We start from the raw sequence: 17,492 nt of genomic DNA on the forward strand, positions 1-17,492 counted from the left end.
TCCGCGCCGGCTTCGTGCAGCACTGGCCTGAACTATCCAGGCCGGCACTGCACGAGGCGACGCGCAACCATGACTCTCAAGCTCATCTACCCGACGCTGGCGATGATCTTCTGGATCTTCGTCGTCGGCGTCATCCTGGCCTGGCGCCGCAAGGCTGCCTTCACCAGTGGCGCCGTCCGGCCCGACGAGGTGTCGGTCTCGACCGAGCGCTACCCCGTGCCCGCACGGCTCGCGGCAGCGAACTTCACCAACCAGTTCGAATCGCCGGTGATCTTCTTCGCGGTCGTGATGGTCGCGATGGAGACCGGCGCGACCGGCTATGCCATGGCGCTCCTCGCCTGGCTCTATGTCGCGACCCGCGTCGTCCACACCCTGATCCATGTCGGCCCCAACAACCTGCCCCTGCGCGGCGCGGTCTACGGCATCGGCTGCATCGCGCTGTTCTGCATGTGGCTCGGAGTGCTGATCTCCGTGCTCTGAGCGACGCGCCCCGTCCGCTCTCCCGTTAAGCATCACGTCCGTTTCCCGTGATCACGCGCCCGGAGGCGTTGAAGCTTAACGAAAAGTAAACTACACCCCCAATGGCGGCGGACGGTGGACAAGCGTAGTTTGGAGTGACGCGATGTTGCGTGTCCGTGAAGTCCCGGCGCGGGTTTTTGCCCGCGACGGTGAGGTTCTGGCTGCCGTTTCCGGCAAGGGGAAGATCGCAAGGCGCAGCCCCACGGCACGCCTGCTGGCGCTTGCCGCGCTCGGGGTCGCACTCGGTTCCGGCGGCATCGTGCTGACGGCTTCGATGGTCCAGGCCGAGAGCGAGGGCAGCGCGCGCGAATTCCTGATCCAGGAAGCGGCACGGCGTGAGCAGGGGCGCGTGCAGAACGCAACCTACAGCTCGACCCGCTATGCCCCGCAGGCCAATGCCTATGCGCCCTCCGGCAATGGCTGGCGCCTGCCGCTGATGCAGGCACTGCCGGATGGCCGCCTCGCACATCCGCCGATCGATCTCAACCCCTTCCGGAAATCGACGCAGAAGACCGCCGAACGCCAGCGCAGGCCGGCCGGCACGACCGGCGCTTCGCTCGACACGCTGACCGGCGCGGCCGACCGCGCCCAGACCTTCTGCGTGCGTCTCTGCGACGGCTTCCACGCTCCGATCGGCTATCTCCGCTCGACCAGCGACATCAAGGCCCACGAGGCGCTGTGCACGGCGATGAACCCGGGCGTTCCGGTCAAGGTCTTCAGGATGGCAGCCGGTGGAACCAGCATCGCCGACGCCGTGGCGGCCGACGGCAAGCGCTATGGCGCCCTGCCGATGGCCTTCAGCCACGAGAAGGCGTCCGACCCGGCCTGCCGCCCGGCGATCGTCCAGGCCGGCGAGCGGCGCATCTCGCTGCTGCGCGACATCACCCTGCGGCCTGGCGACAGCGTCGTGCTCGACGGCAAGGTCTCGACCTTCACCGGCGGTTCAAGCTGGCCCTATAACCGCCGCGACTTCCGCGATTTTCGCACGGCCTCCGAGCTCAGCAAGGCCCAGCGCCGGCAGATCGACGAACAGGTCGGCATTTCCCGGATGGAGGCGCAGGCCCGCAGCGTCCGCCGTCAGATGCGGATCCGCGAGGCGCAGCTCCAGGACGACAGCGTCATCAGCGACGCCGTGCTGCGCGGCACGGTCGAGCCGGCAACGCGCGAGCCGGTCCGCCTGATCCCGCTCTCGCTGCCGCAGCGGTAGGGTCCGACCACCTTGTCATTCCGGGGCTTCGCGCAGCGGAGAACCCGGAATGACAGCTGCTAGAGCACGCTTCGTTTTCGCGGAAGCACGCCGTCATTCCGGACAAGCGGCGAAGCCGCGCCGATCCGGAATCCATCGTAAGGCTCGGCGCCTCCCGATGGATCCCGGGGCAAGCCCGGGATGACCGGAGGTTCCGCGCAAAGTCAGCACGATCCAGTGCATCATGGGAGCTGGTATTGCGCCTGTGATCGACAGGAAATTTCCGGTTTCCGCCGCGACAGGTCGTCTCATCCGAAAGACGTACGACTGGATCACGCCCGAAATCCGCGTGCATTTCCAAGGCAATGCCTCATTTATTAGAATTCGTCAAAATAAGAAGAAAACTAGAATCCCTATAAGACATTGATATCAAAGGAATACTTCATTGACGCTCCGCAGGCGGCGTTCTATCGCTCGCCCATCGCGCTGATCACGCCCAACGACGGAGCAGAAGAATGATCGCAAAGACCTATCTCCACGCCCTGGCGCTGTCCTCCTGCCTGCTGGCCGCCCCGGCCGTCGCGCAAGGCGTGAACCTCTACACCACCCGCGAGCCGGGCCTGCTCAACCCGGTGCTGGAAGCCTTCACCAAGGACACCGGCATCAAGGTCAACGCGGTCTTCCTGAAGGACGGCCTGCAGGAGCGCATCAAGGCCGAGGGCGCCAACAGCCCTGCCGACGTCATGCTGATGGTCGATGTCGGCGAGATCAACGCCGCGGTCGATGCCGGCATCACCCAGCCGATCAAGTCGGAGGTGGTCGACAAGACCGTTCCGGCGCAGCTTCGCCCCGACAACAACTGGGTGACGCTGACCAAGCGCGCCCGCGTCGTCGTCGCCTCGAAGGAGCGCGTCAAGCAGGACGCGATCACCTATGAGGACCTCGCCGATCCCAAGTGGAAGGGCAAGTTCTGCATCCGCGCCGGCCAGCACCCCTATAACAACGCGCTGTTTGCTGCCTATCTCGCCCATCACGGCGCCGAGAAGACCGAGACCTATCTCAAGGCCGTGCGCGCCAACGCCGCCCGCAAGCCCGGCGGCGGCGACCGCGACGTCGCCCGCGACATCCAGTCCGGCCTCTGCGACATCGCCATCATCAACACCTACTATATCGGCCTGATGAGCGAGGCGAAGAACGAGCAGAAGGGCTGGTTCGACGCGATCAAGCCGCTCAAGACCACCTTTGCCGGCGGCGGCACCCATGTGAACGTGTCGGCCGCGGCGCTGGCCAAGAACGCCCCGAACAAGGAGAACGCCGTCAAGCTGGTCGAGTACATGCTCGGCGACAAGGCCCAGGCGCTCTATGCGAACGGCAATTTCGAGTTTCCGGTCAATGCGGCCGTGACCGACTCCGCCGCCGTGAAGCTGCTCGGCGCCGTCACCCCGGACAAGCTGACGCTCTCCGAGGTCGCCAAGCAGCGCAAGGCTGCAGCCAACCTCGTCGACAAGGTCGGCTTCGACAATTGAGCCTGAGCCAGCCGCTCAGCCCGATGCGACGGTCGCCACTCCGGTGGCGGCCGTCGACGCGTTTTGTGTATGCCGCGATCGGCGGAGCAGCGCTCGTGCTGCTGCCGCTGCTCGCGCTCGTCGCGACGGCGTTCTCGTCACGGCAGGCTGCCGAGATCTGGCCGCATCTCGCTGCCAACGTGCTGCCGACGGCCCTCGTCCAGACGACCCTGCTGCTGACCGGCGTCGGCATCGCCTGCGCCGTCATCGGCGTCGGCACCGCCTGGCTGGTGACGCAACATGATTTCCCGGGGCGGCGCTCGCTCGAATGGCTGCTCGTGCTGCCGCTGGCGCTGCCAACCTACCTGACCGCCTATATCTACGTCGAATTTTTGGGCTTCCAGGGGCCGCTCCAGAGCGCGTTGCGCGCAGCCACCGGCTGGCGCTCGCTGCGCGACTACTGGTTCCCCGACCCTCGCAACCTGCCCGGCGCGATCGCGATCATGGCCATCGTGCTCTACCCTTACGTCTATCTGAGCACGCGCGCGCTCTTCAGCGTGCAGGGCGCCAGCATCGTCGAGGCGGCGCGCAACCTCGGCGCCGCTCCCGGCCGGCTGTTCTGGCGCATCGGCCTGCCGCTCGCCCGCCCGGCGCTCGCCGCCGGCCTGACCCTCGTCCTGTTGGAGACGCTGAACGATATCGGCGCCACCGAATATCTCGGCGTGAGATCGCTGACGCTCTCGATCTACACAACCTGGGTCAATCGCGGCTCGCTCCCGGGCGCCGCCCAGATCGCCTGCGTCATGCTGCTGATCGTCTTCGCCCTGATCCTGATCGAGAGGAAGCTGCGCGGGCAGAGGCGCTTCGCCCTGCCGGTGCGCCAGCCCCGCCCGGTGACGCGCCGGCCGCTGCACGGGCGCAGCGCTGCTCTCGCCGCCCTCGCCTGCGCCCTGCCCGTGCTCTTCGGCGCCGCCCTGCCGGTCGGCTATCTCGTCACCGAAATCCTGCAGCGCGGTCTGCTCCAGCAGTTCGACACGGCGCTGCTGCGCCTTCTCGGCAACGCGCTACTGCTCTCCGGCCTCGCTGCTGCGCTGGTGGTGGCGCTGGGACTCGGGATCGCAACCGCCAGCCGCAGCGGCCGCGAGACCTGGCTGAAGCCCCTCGCCCGCATCGCCAGCCTCGGCTACGCCGTGCCCGGCACCGTGCTGGCGCTCGGCCTGCTCATCCCGCTCGCCGCCTTCGACAACCTGCTGGCCGATGCCGCATCCGCCCTGTTCGGCCTGAAGCCGGGCCTGATCCTGATCGGTTCCGGCGCAGCGCTGGTGATCGCCTATACCGTGCGCTTCCTCGCCATCGGCGTCTCCGGCGTCGAGAGCGGCCTGTCGCGCGTCTCGCCGCGGATCGACGACGCCGCCCGCGCGCTCGGTGCCGCCGGCCCGGAGGTGCTGCGGCGGATTCACTGGCCGCTGGCGCGTCCGGCCATCGCCGCCGCGGCGCTGCTGGTCTTCGTCGACTGCCTCAAGGAATTGCCGGCGACGCTGCTGCTACGGCCGCTCAACATCGACACGCTGGCGACCGTCGTCTACGGCCATGCCTCCCGCGGCGTCTTCGAGGACGGGGCGCTGGCGGCGCTCCTGATCATCCTGGCCGGCCTCTATCCGGCCTTCGTGCTGGCGAAAACCGGCACGGAACGCACGGGATAGCCGGCTCTCCAAGCTCGACAAGCCCTCAGCATCGGCCTAAACCCTGTGCCGCCAGGGGGCTGGCTGACTTTCGGCCCGGTGCCGATTCGGAAGTCCATGACCAGACGCGCTGCGATCATCGCTTTCAGCCTCGTCGTCGCCATCGGCCTGCTCGGCTTGCAGTCCTGGGACGTCGCGCTCGGGCGCGTCCAGCGCGGCGCGATCAAGGCGATCGAGGAGCGGACCGGCTTCGCCGTCAAGGCGATCGAGCGGGCCGAGATCGCCCTGCTGCCGCTGCCGCGCATCAGCCTGTCCCAGGTTTCCTTCACCCAGCGCGACGGAGCGCTTGCCGGCGAGGCCGTGCGGGTCAAGGCGCATTTGCGCCTTCTGCCGTTATTGGGCGGGCGCCTCAGCTTCGACCGGGTCGATCTCATCGCGCCCCGGATCGACGTCGCCGTTCCCAACGGAAGCGACGGCGTCATCGAGTGGCTCAGTCCCGCGCTCGCCGAAATCGAGCGGCTGCAGAGCCAGAGCAAGATCGTCATCAGCGCAGGCTCGGTCTTCCTGCGGGCGAACGGCGCGATCCAGAGCGTCGTGCGCAATCTCGACCTCGTCATCGACGAGCGCAGCCTGAACGAACCGCTCGCCCTGTCCGGTTCGCTGAACTGGCGCGGCATCCCCACCGAGGTGAGCCTGCTCTGGCCGATGGTGGGCGGCAACGCGAAGGCAGCCCTGTCGGCGACCTCCTCCCTGCTGAAGCTGCGCTTCGAAGGCAGCCGCTCCGGCCCCGGCGAGCCGGTGATAAGCGGACCGCTCGTGCTCTCGACCCCTTCGTTGCCGAAACTGCTCGGCTGGTTCGGCGAGGAATCGCGCCTGGGCTCGGCGCTCGGTGCCGTCGCGATCTCGGCCGATATCCAGGTGAAGCCGCGCGAGGTCTCGTTCAACAGCGCCATCGTCAACCTGGATGGCGAGCGCCTCGATGGCGCGATCAAGCTGGCGGAGACCGGCGGGCGCTTCGCGCTGTCGGGCACGCTCGCCGGCGCGGCACTCGATCTCGGCCGCATCGTCGACCGCCTGCCGGTCCCGACGGTCGATGTCGCGGATACGACCCCGTTCGATCTCGATGCCTGGACCGCGCGGGATATCGACCTGCGCGTCTCCGTCGATGCCGCCCGCCTGAAGGGCGCCAGGCTCAACGATGTCGCGACCTATCTGCTCGTCAAGAAGGGCCGGTTCGAGACCGGGCTGCTCCGCGCCGGCGCCTATGGCGGCAGCGTCAAGAGCCGCTTGCTCGCACTCGCCACCCCGGCCGGCGTCGACATCAAGCTCCAGGCCGGGCTCGACAAGGTGAATATCGGCCAGGCGGCTTCCGATCTGCCGCAACTGGCGCGCCTGAGCGGCACCGGCACCCTCCAGCTCGCTCTGGACGGCGTCGGCCGCACCTTCGACGAATTGCTGGGATCCTTCACCGGCCGCATCAATCTGGCCGCCCGCCAGGGCGAGATCGGCGGGGTCGCGTTCGGCGAACTGCTCCGCCGCGCCGAGCGCAGCCCGGTCCAGGCGCTGCGTGACTGGCGGCAGGGCAAGACGCCCTACGAGACCATCAGCGCCAATGCCGGGATTGCCGGCGGACTGCTCGCCCTGACCGAAGCGCAGATGATCGGCGCGAACTATCGCTTCAACCTTGCCGGCAGCGCCGCGCTGCGCCCCCGCACCCTCGACATGACCGCGCTGCTGACCTCCCCCAACGGAGCCCTGAAGCTGCCCTTCCTGCTCAAGGGGCCGGCCGACGCTCCGGATTTCGACATCGAGACCGAGGCTTTCCTCAGCCCCGCCGGGACGTCCCTCACGCCGACGCGGATCACCCGCTAACGTCGAACTCCCGCTTTCCCGCGCATCGGAAATCCGCTCTGATGCGGTGGGAAGCTTGTTGCGGCAGCGGGAAGGATGCAGCGATGAAGATGTGGATCATGGGCGCGCTTGCGCTCGCAGGATGGATGACGGCAGGCATGGCCGACGCACAGGATCTCAAGGTCGAGAAGAAGGTCTTCGAGCTTCCGAGCTTCACCACCCAGAGCGGACGCACGCTGAAGAACGTCCGCGTCGGCTGGGAGAGCTACGGCACGCTCAATGCCGACAAGTCCAACGCCGTGCTGATCTGCCATTTCTTCTCCGGCAACTCGCATGCCGCCGGCAAATACGCGGCCAGCGACGCGGCGCCGGGCTATTGGGACGCGATCATCGGGCCGGGCAAGGCGATCGACACCAACAAATATTTCGTCCTGTCCTCGGACACGCTGGTCAATCTCAGCACCGGTGACCCGAACACCACGACGACCGGCCCGGCTTCGATCAATCCCGATACCGGCAAGCCCTATGGGCTCGACTTCCCCGTCGTCACGGTCCGCGACTTCGTCGAGGTCCAGAAGGCGCTGGTCGAAAGCCTCGGCATCAAGAAGCTTGCGCTGGTCGCCGGCCCCTCGATGGGCTCGCTCCAGACCTTCGAATGGGCTGCGAGCCATCCCGAGATGGTCGCCAAGGTGATGCCGGTGATCGGCGCCGGCGAAGCCGATGCGATGCTGATCGCCTGGCTCGACGTCTGGGCCGCGCCCATCCTGGTCGATCCCAACTGGAACAACGGCGACTATTACGGCAAGGCGCCCCCGCTCGCCGGCCTCGCCAAGGCGCTGACGGCGGTGACGCTGCAGGCCAATCACCAGGACTGGGCCAACGCCACCTTCGGCCGCCGCCCGGCCAAGGAGGGCGAGGAACCCGGCAAGGCGCTCGCCAACAAGTTTCAGGTCCAGAGCGTGCTCGACAATGCCGGCATGGCCCGCGCGAAAATCTCCGACGCCAACCACTTCCTCTATCTGGTCAAGGCGAACCAGCTCTTCGCCGCCGGCGGCACCTCGCTGGCCGACGGCATGGCGAAGATCAAGGCGCCGATGCTGCTGATTACCCAGCCCAAGGACCTCGTCTTCACACCGGACATGGTCGCGACCACGGTGAAGGCGGCGAAGGCTGCCGGGCGCGACATCACCCACGCCACCATCGACGGCTCACGCGGCCATCTCGACGGCGTGATGTCGATGAAGCAGACCGAGGGCGCGATCCGGGCATTCCTGGAGAAGTGACCGAGAGAGGCCGGTCGCTTATGCGGCGGCCGGCTCCTCCATCCGGTGGACGATCCGGTCGATCAGGCCCCATTCCAGGGCCTCTTCCGCCGTCATGAAGCGGTCGCGGTCGAGCGTGCGCTCGACCTCCTCGTAGCTGCGCCCGCAATGCTCGGCATAGAGCCGGGTCAGCCGATGCTTGGTCTGCCGCATCTCCTCGGCGTGGATGAAGATGTCGGAAGCCTGCCCCTGGAAGCCGCCGAGCGGCTGATGCACATGCAGGCTGGCATTGGGCAGCGCCCCGCGCTCGCCCGGCTCCCCGGCCATCAGCAGGAACGAGCCCATCGAGCGCGCCGTGCCCATGCACAGCGTATGCACCGGCGAGCGGATGTAGCGCATCGTGTCGTACATGGCGAAGCCGCTGGTCACCACGCCGCCCGGCGAGTTGATGTAGAGATGGATCGGCTTCTTCGGGTTCTCAGCCTCCAGGAACAGGAGCTGCGCGCAGACCAGCGCGCTCATCGCGTCGTTGACCTCTCCGTTGAGGAAGATGATCCGCTCGCGCAGCAGCCGCGAGTAGATGTCGAACGAACGCTCGCCGCGGCTCGACTGCTCGACGACCATAGGGACGAGTTGCATCGCTTCGCGCATCGGCGAACTCCAAAATCTCAGGGAAATGGATGGTGGTTTTCGCGCCGCCTCAGGCGGCGGCGCGCATGACCGGCGGCGCGTTGCTGTTCGCCGGGATCAGATCCAGCCCGACACGCCGATCGGTCAATTCATGGATCACTTGCAGGCTGCTTCCGCCGGCCTCGTTGGCGTCGATGCGGAACGTGACCACGCTTTCCAGAAAGGGCGGCTCGCTGTCGCGCATCCGATAGCGGAGCGCCTGCCCCGGTTCGACGACGCTCGGCTCGGGATCGGCCAGCTCCGCATCGGGCAGCCAGTGTTCGCGCAGGCCCGGAGTGCTGAGCGCGCGCCAGAGTTTTTCAGGCGGCTCGTCGAACCGGAACGCGAAGACGAGAGGATCTGTCCCCGCCTGGCCGTCGTCGCCACTCATTGATCCATCTCCTTGAGCAAGGTCCTGAGATCGTCGATCCGCGCCGGCCAGAAGGCACGGTATTTCGTCAGCCACTGAGCGACCAGCGCCAGTCCCGCCGGATCGACCCGGTAGTTGACGAAGCGCCCCTGCCGCTCCTCGCTGACGAGCCCCGCGCCGCGCAGCACCGCGAGATGCTGCGACATCGCCGGCTGGCTGATCGCCATGCCCTCGCGCAAAGCGCTGGCGTTCAGGCTGCCGGATGTCAGCTTGTCGAGGATGGCGCGCCGCGTCGGATCGGCCAGCGCCTTGAAGATCTCGTTCTCGATCATGGAGACACATAAGCATCAACTTATGTGAATCGCAAGAGGTTGTTTTGGAGGCCACTAGCCTGTGACAGCACCCCGCTGCCGCTCCCGGAATCGCGCCGTCATCCCGGGCTTGCCCCCGGATCCATCGAAGGGCTCCGGAACTCGACGATGGATCCCGGATCGGCGCTGCTGCGCAGCTTGTCCGGGATGACGGCGCGGTTCCGTTGCACACCGGCATGCTCTAGCGTGCTCGCAAAACCGGCTTGGAGCGCGAAAGAGCACACCATGAGGATGACGGGGCCAGCCATGCTCCTCGCATGGGCGCTTATGTCCCACGCCGCGCAGGCCGCCTGTACGGAGCCGCAGGCCGGCTCGGACCGGGCTCCCGCCCTCTCGCCACCGCTGAGCCAGGTCGTGACCGGCTCAGGCCGCCTGCAGTTCCATTCGGCGCCGGACAGCGCGTGCCCGATGAAAGGCGTCTTCATCATCCCGAAGGACGCGGTCATCGCCTATGCGCAGACGCGCGATGGCTGGTCGTCGGTGATGTATCTCAATCCCCGGACCGGCAACGACGTCAGCGGCTGGGTCAGGTCGGCAAGGTTGAAGACGATCGGGACCGTGGGGCCGAAGCAATGACAACTTCTGGCTGATGACAGAATGCGAGCCTGCGGAGATGGTTGAGATGGCCGTGCTACAGACGACAACCCTGACGCTGCGCCCTTGCACACCCGATGATCGCGCCGACTTCATCGGCCTCGAGCGCGATCCGGAGGTGATGCATTTCCTCAACGGCGGCGCGGTCGATCATGAGACGACCGACCCGAAGAACGTCAACTTCCTGATGCCGAGGGGCTCGGAGCCTTATGTCTGGACGGCACGGCGTACGGCCACGGGCGCGTTCGTAGGATGGTTCTGCCTGTTTGCGGAGAGCGCATCCCTCGCCGAGGTCGGCTATCGCCTGCGCCGAGACGCCTGGGGACAGGGGCTGGCCTCGGAAGGCGCCACGGCTCTGGTCGCCTGGGGTTTCGACAGCGCCGGCTATGACAGGATCGTCGCCTGCACCATGGCCGTGAACCGTGGCTCGCGCCGCGTCATGGAAAAGCTCGGCATGAAACACGTCCGCACGACATTCCCCGACTTTCCTGCCCACATCCCAGGCGCGGAACAGGGTGAGGTCTGGTATGAGCTGCAACGCTCGGACTGGAGCAGCAATCCCCGATAGTTCAATCTGTCGGGGAAGCGCCCACCTTACCCCGCCTGCGCGGCGGCCTTGATCCCGTCGATCACGAACTGCACCGCCAGCGCCGCCAGGATAACCCCGAGCAGACGCGTGAGCACGATATTGCCGGTGACGCCCAGCAGCTTCGCGATCGGCGTCGCCGTGAGGAAGACCAGCAGGCAGGACAGCACCACCAGTCCGCAGATCACCGCCAGCGTCGCCAACAGCAGCGGATCGCCATGGGCCCGGCCGGCGAGCAGGATCATCGCGGTCAGCGCGCCCGGCCCCGCCATCAGCGGGATCGCCAGCGGGAAGGCCGCGACATTGCGGATGTGATCCTGCGTGATCGCGGTCTCGGCCGTCTGCTGCTTGCGCTCGGTCCGGCGCTCGAACACCATCTCGAAGGCGATCCAGAACAGCAAGAGCCCGCCCGCGATACGGAAGGCCGGCAGCGAGACGCCGAGCGCCTTCAGCACGATATCGCCCGCCACGGCGAAGAACGCCATGATGCAGAAGGCGATGATCGAGGCGCGGATCGCGACCTGCTTGCGCTCGCCCTCCGACATCCCGCGCGTCAGCGACAGGAAGATCGGCGCGAGGCCGGGCGGATCGAGCGTCACCAGCATGGTGACGAGCGCGGCAGTGGCGAATTCGACGAACATGGCGCCACATCAGCATGCCCAAGGGCCGCCGTCACGCGCCAAGAAAGGCCGGAATATGGCGGCGCGTCGGAAGGCATCTTAAAATCGCCCGTAAGATACTGAATTCGCTCAGGGAATTTTTGCTTGGACAGAGCCCGCTTTCGCTGGCTTCTCACGCCGGAATCGGATAGCCAGAAGGCTGAAAAACCAGCAGGAATCGGGACATTTCCCCTTGAGCGACGATACCGACGACAAGCGCGACGGAGCCCCGGACTTCGGCGGCGACATCAAGCCGATCGCGATCACCGACGAGATGAAGAAGAGCTATCTCGATTACGCCATGAGCGTGATCGTGAGCCGCGCTCTGCCCGATGTCCGCGACGGCCTGAAGCCGGTCCACCGCCGCATCTTGTTCTCGATGCACGAGAACAAGAACGTGCCCGAGCGGCCCTATACCAAATGCGCCCGCATCGTCGGCGACACGATGGGTAAATACCATCCGCACGGCAATCTCGCAGTCTATGACGCGCTGGTGCGCATGGCGCAGGATTTCTCGCTGCGCCTGCCATTGATCGACGGCCAGGGCAATTTCGGCTCGATGGACGGCGACAGCGCCGCCGCCGATCGTTACACCGAGGCGCGCCTCGACAAGGCGGCGATGCCGCTGCTGGAAGACCTCGACCTCGACACGGTCGATTTCCAGCCGAACTACGACGGCAAGGAGCATGAGCCGACGGTCCTGCCGGCGCGCTATCCGAACCTCCTCGTCAACGGCGCCGGCGGCATCGCGGTCGGCATGGCCACCAACATCCCGCCGCATAATCTCGGCGAGGTCATCGACGCCTGCGTCGCCTTTATCGACGATCCCGAGATCTCGATCGACGACCTGATCGAGATCGTCCCGGCCCGGACTTCCCGACCGGCGCATCGATCATGGGCCGCAGCGGCATCCACTCGGCCTATCACACCGGCCGTGGCTCGATCGTGATGCGCTCGAAGACGCATATCGAGGAGTTGCGGAAGGAGCGCGAGGCGATCGTCGTCACCGAGATTCCCTATCAGGTGAACAAGGCGACGATGGTCGAGAAGATCGCCGATCTCGTGCGCGAGAAGCGCATCGAGGGCATCTCCGACCTGCGCGACGAATCCAGCCGCGAGGGCGTGCGCGTCGTCATCGAGATCAAGCGCGACGCCGTCGCCGATGTCGTGCTGAACCAGCTCTATCGCTTCACACCGCTGCAGACGTCCTTCGGCGCCAACATGGTGGCGCTGAACGGCGGCCGGCCGGAGGTCCTGAACCTCAAGGACTTCATCACCGCCTTCGTCGAGTTCCGCGAGCAGGTCGTCTCGCGGCGCACGCGCTACCTCCTGAACAAGGCCCGCGAGCGCGCCCATGTGCTCTGCGGCCTCGCCACGGCGGTCGCCAATATCGACGAGGTCATCCGCCTGATCCGCACGGCGCCGACGCCCGCCGCCGCGCATGAATCGCTGATGGCGCGCGACTGGCCGGCCGAGGATATCGCGCCGCTGATCGCGCTGGTCGACGATCCGCGCCACCCGATCAACCCGGACGGCACCTACCGGCTCTCGGATGCGCAGGCCAAGGCGATCCTCGAGCTGCGCCTGTCGCGCCTCACCGCTCTGGGTCGCGACGAGATCGGCGACGAGCTCGAAAAGCTCGCCAAGGAAATCGCCGACTATCTCGACATCCTGCGCTCGCGCGCCCGGATCCAGTCGATCGTCAAGGCCGAGCTCGCCGAAGTCAGGAATGCCTTCGCCACACCGCGCCGCACCGAGATCCAGGACTGGGGCTCCGATCTCGACGACGAGGACCTGATCGCCCGCGAGGACATGGTCGTCACCGTCAGCCATGGTGGCTATATCAAGCGCGTGCCGCTCTCGACCTATCGGGCGCAGCGACGCGGCGGCAAGGGCCGCTCCGGCATGGCGACCAAGGACGAGGATTTCGTCGCCCGCCTCTTCGTCGCCTCGACCCATACCCCGGTGCTGTTCTTCTCGTCGGAAGGCCAGGTCTACAAGGAGAAGGTCTGGCGCCTGCCGCTCTCGGCGCCGAACGCGCGCGGCAAGGCTCTGGTCAACATGCTGCCGATCGAGGCCGGCGAGCGCATTACCACGATCATGCCGCTGCCGGAGGACGAGGCGAGCTGGGAGACGCTCGACGTGATGTTCGCCACCGCGTCCGGTGGCGTGCGCCGCAACAAGCTCTCCGACTTCGTCAACGTCAACCGCGCCGGCAAGATCGCGATGAAGCTCGACGAGGGCGACCATATCGTCGACGTGCAGATCTGCACCGAGAACGACGACGTGCTGCTGACCACGGCCGACGGCCAGTGCATCCGCTTCGCGGTGCCGGAGGTGCGCGTCTTCAAGGGGCGCGATTCGACCGGCGTGCGCGGCATCAACCTGGCCAAAGGCGACAAGGTGATCTCGCTCGCGATCCTGCGCCATCTCGACGCCACGCCCGACGAGCGCGCCGCCTATCTCAAGCGCGCCGCGGCCAACCGCCGTGCGCTCAATGGCGAGGCCGACGAGGCGACGGAGGCCGTTCCGGTGGCCGAGGTCGATGCCGAGGAGAGCGCCTCGGGCGATATCGAGCTGGGTCAGGAGAAATACGCCGCTATGGGCGCGGCCGAGCAGTTCATCCTGACAATCTCGGAGAAGGGCTACGGCAAGCGTACCTCGTCCTTCGAGTACCGGGTCACCGGGCGCGGCGGCAAGGGCATCGTCGCCATGGTCGTCAACGACCGCAACGGCAAGCTCGTCGCCTCCTTCCCGGCGGTGGACTCGGACCAGCTCATGCTGGTGACGGATGGCGGCCAGCTCATCCGCGTGCCGGTCGATGCCGGCCCGAACAACCGCATCCGCATCGCCGGACGGTCGACCCAAGGTGTCACGGTGTTCAACACCGACAAGGACGAGAAGGTCGTCTCGGTCGAGTGCATCAACGATGATGGCGAAGGCGGCGAGAACGGCGAGGCTGGTGACGAAGCGCCGGGCGCCGAGAGCACGGAGGGCTGATCCGTCAGCCTCTTGCGGCCATGGCTTCAGGCGATGTCTGAAGCCATGGCCGAAACCACTTGCCCGGGGCCATAGGCGGGACGTCGTTCTCGGGCGAAGCGAAGACCCGAGAATCTCCTGCAGGAAGAGGCGCCTCTCCGTCCTGAGATGCTCGGGTCAAGCCCGAGCATGACGTACTCTGCAAGCTCGGCAACCTTCGTTTGACTCAAAGTCCGCCCCGCGCTCCCATCCGCCCATGAAGGCTCGTTCCGTGCCCGTCCGCACCCCCGCGATTACGCCGGAGATTATGCTGCGCGCCTATGCCGCCGGCATCTTCCCGATGGCGGAGAGCGCCGACGATCCTGGCCTGTTCTGGGTCGAGCCGGAGATTCGCGGCATCATCCCGCTCGACCGCTTCCATCTCTCGGCACGGCTTGCCCGGACAGTCCGCGCAGATCGGTTCGAGATCCGGGTCGACACTGCCTTCGACGCGGTCATCGCGGCTTGCGCCGAGGCCCAGCCGGACCGCACCGAAACCTGGATCAACCGGCGCATCCGCGAAATCTTCGGCGAGCTCTTCGCGCTCGGCCATGTCCACACGGTCGAATGCTGGCGCGAGGACCGGCTGGTCGGCGGCCTCTACGGGCTGTCGCTGGGGGGCGCGTTCTTCGGCGAGAGCATGTTCCACCGCGAAACCGATGCCTCGAAGGTCGCGCTGGTCCATCTCGTCGCCCGCCTCAGGCGCGGCGGCTATCGCCTGCTGGATACGCAGTTCCAGACCGGCCATCTCGCGCAGTTCGGCACGATCGAGATCCCGCGCGATCGCTATCGCGGCCTGCTCGACGAGGCGTTGCGGCATCCCGGCGACTGGCACGCCTCGCCCGTCGGCCTGCCGGTCAGCGGCCGAGAGGCGCTCGCCTCGCTCTGAGCGCCTTTCCTGCCGTAGCCGGCTGGGTCAGTTGCCGCCCATATACGGATCGCGGCCGGGGATCGGATTGGTCGGGAAGAAGCGCTGGCTCGGCCGCTGCGGCTGCACCGGCACGCCGCGCGGCGGCTCGACATCGATGCGCCCGCCGGATGGCGGCGGAGCGGATTGCTGTCCGGGTGCCGGCTGGTTGGGGTCGCGCGCCGGGGTGCGCGGCCGGCGCGTATCCTCGACCGGCGGCGCTTCCGGCTCCTTCGGATCGACGACGAGCTCGGTGCCGCCTTTGCAGTCGGTCAGCCAGGCATCGTAGATCGCGTGCTCCACGCCATGCAGGCCGGGACTGGCCGCATACATCCAGCCGGTGAAGATGCGCCGGTACTCGTTCTTGACCGTCACCTCGTCGACCTCGACGAAGGCGTCGGTCTGCGGCGCCTCGGTCGGCGGCCGCGTCCAGCAGACGCGCGGCGTGAGCTGGAGCGCGCCGAACTGCACGGTCTCGTCGATCGCCACCTCGAAGGAGATGATGCGCCCGGTGATCTTGTCGAGCCCGGCGAAGACCGCGGTCGGATTGCGGATGCGATCGGCCTGCGCCGGTCCGGCAGCCGCCAACATCGCCAGTGCGCTCGAAGCGAGGCCTGCCAGGATCGGGAAACGAAAGTACGACGGCATGCGTGCGCGAATCTCTTCGACGGCGCGGAGGGACCGCGATGGCGCGGAGTAACACGGCAATCGCAGCGGAAAAAGGGCGTTGGGCCGGAAACGCGTCCGCTTCGCCCGCTGGCGCCCCGTGCACAGCAAAAAGGCCGTCCCGAAAGGGGCGGCCCGGTCTTTCACGATCGGCCGTGGCGAGCCCTGCTCAGCGGCCGGGCGTCCAGGCCTCGTAGTCGCCGGTCGCGGCCGGGCGCTCGCCCTCGGCGAGCGTCGAGCCCTGCGGACGATAGGCCAGCGCCGTGCCGGTCCAGTTCTGCTGGTGCGGCTGCTGCCACTCGCGCGGCTGATAGCTTTCCTCGGAGGGCGCGACATCGACGGTGTGGTGCAGCCAGCCGTTCCAGCCCGGCGGCACCTTGGAGGCTTCCGCGTCGCCCTTATAGATCACCCAGCGCCGCTGGAAGCCGAGCGCCTTGTCCTTCACCCCACCCGCGGTGCGGTAATAGACATTGCCGAACTCGTCCTCGCCCACCCGCTCGCCATGGCGCCAGGTGTGGAAACGCGTGCCGATCGTCTGGCCGTTCCACCAGGTGAAGATCTGCAGCAGCCAGTCCTTCATCGTCTTTCCAAGTCCGTGCGCGCGATGCAAACCAATCGCGCGACTTATGGCTCCCGCGCTGCCTACTGTCCAGCCCGCGATACGCTGGCCGCGCTGAAACTGCGCGGTGTTTCGCTCCCGTCGCAGCGTGTCAGGCTCATGACGGCGATGACGTCGGGCGGCACGGCCCTGAGCTGACGCGTCTTCTTGTCCCGGACCATGACATTGGTCGCGTTGACGAGCCGGCCCGATGCGATAAGGGTCGCCAGAACCTCGATCTCGCGCGGGTCCAGCTCGTAGCGCGGCTTATTGGGACCGGGCGAACCGGCCATCAGCCGCGCGCTGGCGCTCAGTTCCATGACGACATGCGCCGTGGAGCCGGAAACGGTCGCCTTCGTGAAGGTCAGCCCGTTCACCGGCATCCCCGGGGCGGCAATGCCTGTCTTGTTGATGGTCACCCGCGGCGCTCCGCGGCAGCCGCGCACCCGCGACGCCCATTCTCCCGCGAAGGCCGGCGCAAGCGGCTCGCTGTCGTTGCAGCCGGCCAGGGCCAGAGGGAGCAGGCAGAAGGCATAGCGGCGCATGGGCTGTTCCGGGGGGATCACGCTCCAGCCTGCATAACCCGGCCAACCTAACGTCACTTTAAGCGGATCGCTCAATGTGCGCGTGCCTTGAATCGTCCGCCACGATTCGGCCGCGATTCGGCAGGGCCGGCGATGGCGGCATTCTCCGGGAAATCGTCCGAGATCAGCTACTTCCGGAGAGCTTTGAAAGCGGCGCTCGCAGCAGGGCCCGGCGGCACCGGATTCATCTCCCGTCAACTATGAATAGCGGGGATTTTAAGGACTGCGCTTCCTCCGGCACTGTGGCAATCTTGCCGACACACATCCGATTCCCCGGCGATTTCCGAGGCTTAGCGGGGGCCTTGCAACTTATCCCCATAACCCACACATCCCTACCAGATGTCGTGTCCACAGGGATGACGGGGCACTATTCCTTGACGTCCGATGGGTATCTGCACTAGATTTTGACCATCGCATGACGGCCGGCGGCACCCCCTCTGGATGACTGCGAAACCCTAGTTTCCC

At 66.8% G+C, this 17,492-nt stretch carries 16 protein-coding genes and 1 pseudogene; 10 read left to right on the top strand and 7 right to left on the bottom strand.

What is annotated here, in order from left to right:
* Window positions 1-69 precede the first annotated feature (69 nt).
* From ACFJGT_RS10760 to ACFJGT_RS10785, 6 genes are all read left to right on the top strand, one after another.
* Window positions 70-480, top strand: coding sequence for an MAPEG family protein (locus ACFJGT_RS10760; protein WP_377848507.1), 411 nt, complete (start codon window positions 70-72; stop codon window positions 478-480).
* 142 nt (window positions 481-622) lie between these two features.
* Window positions 623-1,726 carry a DUF2865 domain-containing protein gene (locus ACFJGT_RS10765; RefSeq protein ID WP_377848508.1) on the top strand — a complete coding sequence of 368 codons (1,104 nt, stop codon included), beginning with the start codon at window positions 623-625 and terminating at the stop codon, window positions 1,724-1,726.
* A 494-nt stretch (window positions 1,727-2,220) separates the two neighbouring features.
* Complete coding sequence (locus tag ACFJGT_RS10770; RefSeq protein WP_377848509.1) at window positions 2,221-3,231, top strand: extracellular solute-binding protein; 1,011 nt, start codon at window positions 2,221-2,223, stop codon at window positions 3,229-3,231.
* 95 nt (window positions 3,232-3,326) lie between these two features.
* Window positions 3,327-4,913: an ABC transporter permease gene (locus tag ACFJGT_RS10775; protein WP_377848510.1), complete on the top strand. Its 1,587-nt coding sequence runs from the start codon at window positions 3,327-3,329 to the stop codon at window positions 4,911-4,913.
* A 96-nt stretch (window positions 4,914-5,009) separates the two neighbouring features.
* Complete coding sequence (locus ACFJGT_RS10780) at window positions 5,010-6,764, top strand: AsmA family protein (protein ID WP_377848511.1); 1,755 nt, start codon at window positions 5,010-5,012, stop codon at window positions 6,762-6,764.
* 83 nt (window positions 6,765-6,847) lie between these two features.
* A complete protein-coding gene (locus ACFJGT_RS10785) occupies window positions 6,848-8,026 on the top strand; it encodes a homoserine O-acetyltransferase (protein ID WP_377848513.1) in 1,179 nt (392 codons plus the stop codon).
* A gap of 18 nt (window positions 8,027-8,044) precedes the next feature.
* Here ACFJGT_RS10785 and ACFJGT_RS10790 read toward each other — a convergent pair whose 3' ends face one another.
* Genes ACFJGT_RS10790 through ACFJGT_RS10800 form a run of 3 tightly spaced genes read right to left on the bottom strand, consistent with a single transcriptional unit; the run spans window position 8,045 to window position 9,376 of the window.
* On the bottom strand, window positions 8,045-8,656 hold the full coding sequence (locus tag ACFJGT_RS10790) for an ATP-dependent Clp protease proteolytic subunit (protein ID WP_047582126.1): 612 nt from the start codon (window positions 8,654-8,656) through the stop codon (window positions 8,045-8,047).
* Between the two features lie 49 nt (window positions 8,657-8,705).
* Complete coding sequence (locus ACFJGT_RS10795) at window positions 8,706-9,065, bottom strand: SRPBCC domain-containing protein (protein WP_377848515.1); 360 nt, start codon at window positions 9,063-9,065, stop codon at window positions 8,706-8,708.
* The gene (locus ACFJGT_RS10800) at window positions 9,062-9,376 is read right to left on the bottom strand and encodes an ArsR/SmtB family transcription factor (RefSeq protein WP_377848516.1); all 315 of its coding nucleotides are present in this window, start codon (window positions 9,374-9,376) and stop codon (window positions 9,062-9,064) included. The genes ACFJGT_RS10795 and ACFJGT_RS10800 overlap by 4 nt, the downstream gene beginning before the upstream one ends.
* A 285-nt stretch (window positions 9,377-9,661) precedes the next feature.
* On the opposite strand from ACFJGT_RS10800, the gene ACFJGT_RS10805 reads away from it, so the two are divergent.
* Both ACFJGT_RS10805 and ACFJGT_RS10810 read left to right on the top strand, forming a co-directional pair.
* Entirely contained in the window at window positions 9,662-9,991 is a 330-nt protein-coding gene (locus tag ACFJGT_RS10805) for a hypothetical protein (RefSeq protein WP_377848517.1), read from the top strand.
* Window positions 9,992-10,028: 37 nt separating this feature from the next.
* Window positions 10,029-10,577: a GNAT family N-acetyltransferase gene (locus ACFJGT_RS10810; protein ID WP_377848518.1), complete on the top strand. Its 549-nt coding sequence runs from the start codon at window positions 10,029-10,031 to the stop codon at window positions 10,575-10,577.
* Window positions 10,578-10,603: 26 nt separating this feature from the next.
* Here ACFJGT_RS10810 and ACFJGT_RS10815 read toward each other — a convergent pair whose 3' ends face one another.
* Window positions 10,604-11,236: a MarC family protein gene (locus ACFJGT_RS10815; protein WP_336813532.1), complete on the bottom strand. Its 633-nt coding sequence runs from the start codon at window positions 11,234-11,236 to the stop codon at window positions 10,604-10,606.
* A gap of 292 nt (window positions 11,237-11,528) precedes the next feature.
* On the opposite strand from ACFJGT_RS10815, the pseudogene gyrA reads away from it, so the two are divergent.
* Window positions 11,529-14,254, top strand: a pseudogene (gene gyrA, locus ACFJGT_RS10820) (DNA gyrase subunit A).
* Window positions 14,255-14,540: 286 nt separating this feature from the next.
* Entirely contained in the window at window positions 14,541-15,161 is a 621-nt protein-coding gene (aat, locus tag ACFJGT_RS10825) for a leucyl/phenylalanyl-tRNA--protein transferase (RefSeq protein WP_377848964.1), read from the top strand.
* Between the two features lie 27 nt (window positions 15,162-15,188).
* Here the strand turns inward: aat and ACFJGT_RS10830 are convergent, their stop codons facing one another.
* The 3 genes from ACFJGT_RS10830 to ACFJGT_RS10840 form a co-directional block, all read right to left on the bottom strand.
* Entirely contained in the window at window positions 15,189-15,827 is a 639-nt protein-coding gene (locus ACFJGT_RS10830; RefSeq protein ID WP_377848519.1) for a DUF2155 domain-containing protein, read from the bottom strand.
* Window positions 15,828-16,014: 187 nt separating this feature from the next.
* On the bottom strand, window positions 16,015-16,425 hold the full coding sequence (locus ACFJGT_RS10835; RefSeq protein ID WP_377848520.1) for an NADH:ubiquinone oxidoreductase subunit NDUFA12: 411 nt from the start codon (window positions 16,423-16,425) through the stop codon (window positions 16,015-16,017).
* A gap of 62 nt (window positions 16,426-16,487) precedes the next feature.
* Window positions 16,488-16,988: a hypothetical protein gene (locus ACFJGT_RS10840; protein WP_377848521.1), complete on the bottom strand. Its 501-nt coding sequence runs from the start codon at window positions 16,986-16,988 to the stop codon at window positions 16,488-16,490.
* Between the last annotated feature and the right edge of the window lie 504 nt (window positions 16,989-17,492).

Source organism: Allobosea sp. UC22_33 (assembly GCF_042700715.1).
In the GTDB taxonomy this organism is placed as follows: domain Bacteria; phylum Pseudomonadota; class Alphaproteobacteria; order Rhizobiales; family Beijerinckiaceae; genus Allobosea.

Bases quoted from the DNA above. Each gene is read 5' to 3' on its own strand.
- ACFJGT_RS10800 (WP_377848516.1), bottom strand. From the start codon at position 9,376: ATGATCGAGAACGAGATCTTCAAGGCGCTGGCCGATCCGACGCGGCGC.
- ACFJGT_RS10760 (WP_377848507.1), top strand. From the start codon at position 70: ATGACTCTCAAGCTCATCTACCCGACGCTGGCGATGATCTTCTGGATC.
- ACFJGT_RS10815 (WP_336813532.1), bottom strand. From the start codon at position 11,236: ATGTTCGTCGAATTCGCCACTGCCGCGCTCGTCACCATGCTGGTGACG.
- ACFJGT_RS10835 (WP_377848520.1), bottom strand. From the start codon at position 16,425: ATGAAGGACTGGCTGCTGCAGATCTTCACCTGGTGGAACGGCCAGACG.
- ACFJGT_RS10810 (WP_377848518.1), top strand. From the start codon at position 10,029: ATGGTTGAGATGGCCGTGCTACAGACGACAACCCTGACGCTGCGCCCT.
- ACFJGT_RS10765 (WP_377848508.1), top strand. From the start codon at position 623: ATGTTGCGTGTCCGTGAAGTCCCGGCGCGGGTTTTTGCCCGCGACGGT.
- ACFJGT_RS10780 (WP_377848511.1), top strand. From the start codon at position 5,010: ATGACCAGACGCGCTGCGATCATCGCTTTCAGCCTCGTCGTCGCCATC.
- ACFJGT_RS10785 (WP_377848513.1), top strand. From the start codon at position 6,848: ATGAAGATGTGGATCATGGGCGCGCTTGCGCTCGCAGGATGGATGACG.
- ACFJGT_RS10770 (WP_377848509.1), top strand. From the start codon at position 2,221: ATGATCGCAAAGACCTATCTCCACGCCCTGGCGCTGTCCTCCTGCCTG.
- ACFJGT_RS10790 (WP_047582126.1), bottom strand. From the start codon at position 8,656: ATGCGCGAAGCGATGCAACTCGTCCCTATGGTCGTCGAGCAGTCGAGC.
- ACFJGT_RS10795 (WP_377848515.1), bottom strand. From the start codon at position 9,065: ATGAGTGGCGACGACGGCCAGGCGGGGACAGATCCTCTCGTCTTCGCG.
- ACFJGT_RS10840 (WP_377848521.1), bottom strand. From the start codon at position 16,988: ATGCGCCGCTATGCCTTCTGCCTGCTCCCTCTGGCCCTGGCCGGCTGC.
- ACFJGT_RS10830 (WP_377848519.1), bottom strand. From the start codon at position 15,827: ATGCCGTCGTACTTTCGTTTCCCGATCCTGGCAGGCCTCGCTTCGAGC.
- ACFJGT_RS10805 (WP_377848517.1), top strand. From the start codon at position 9,662: ATGCTCCTCGCATGGGCGCTTATGTCCCACGCCGCGCAGGCCGCCTGT.
- aat (WP_377848964.1), top strand. From the start codon at position 14,541: ATGCTGCGCGCCTATGCCGCCGGCATCTTCCCGATGGCGGAGAGCGCC.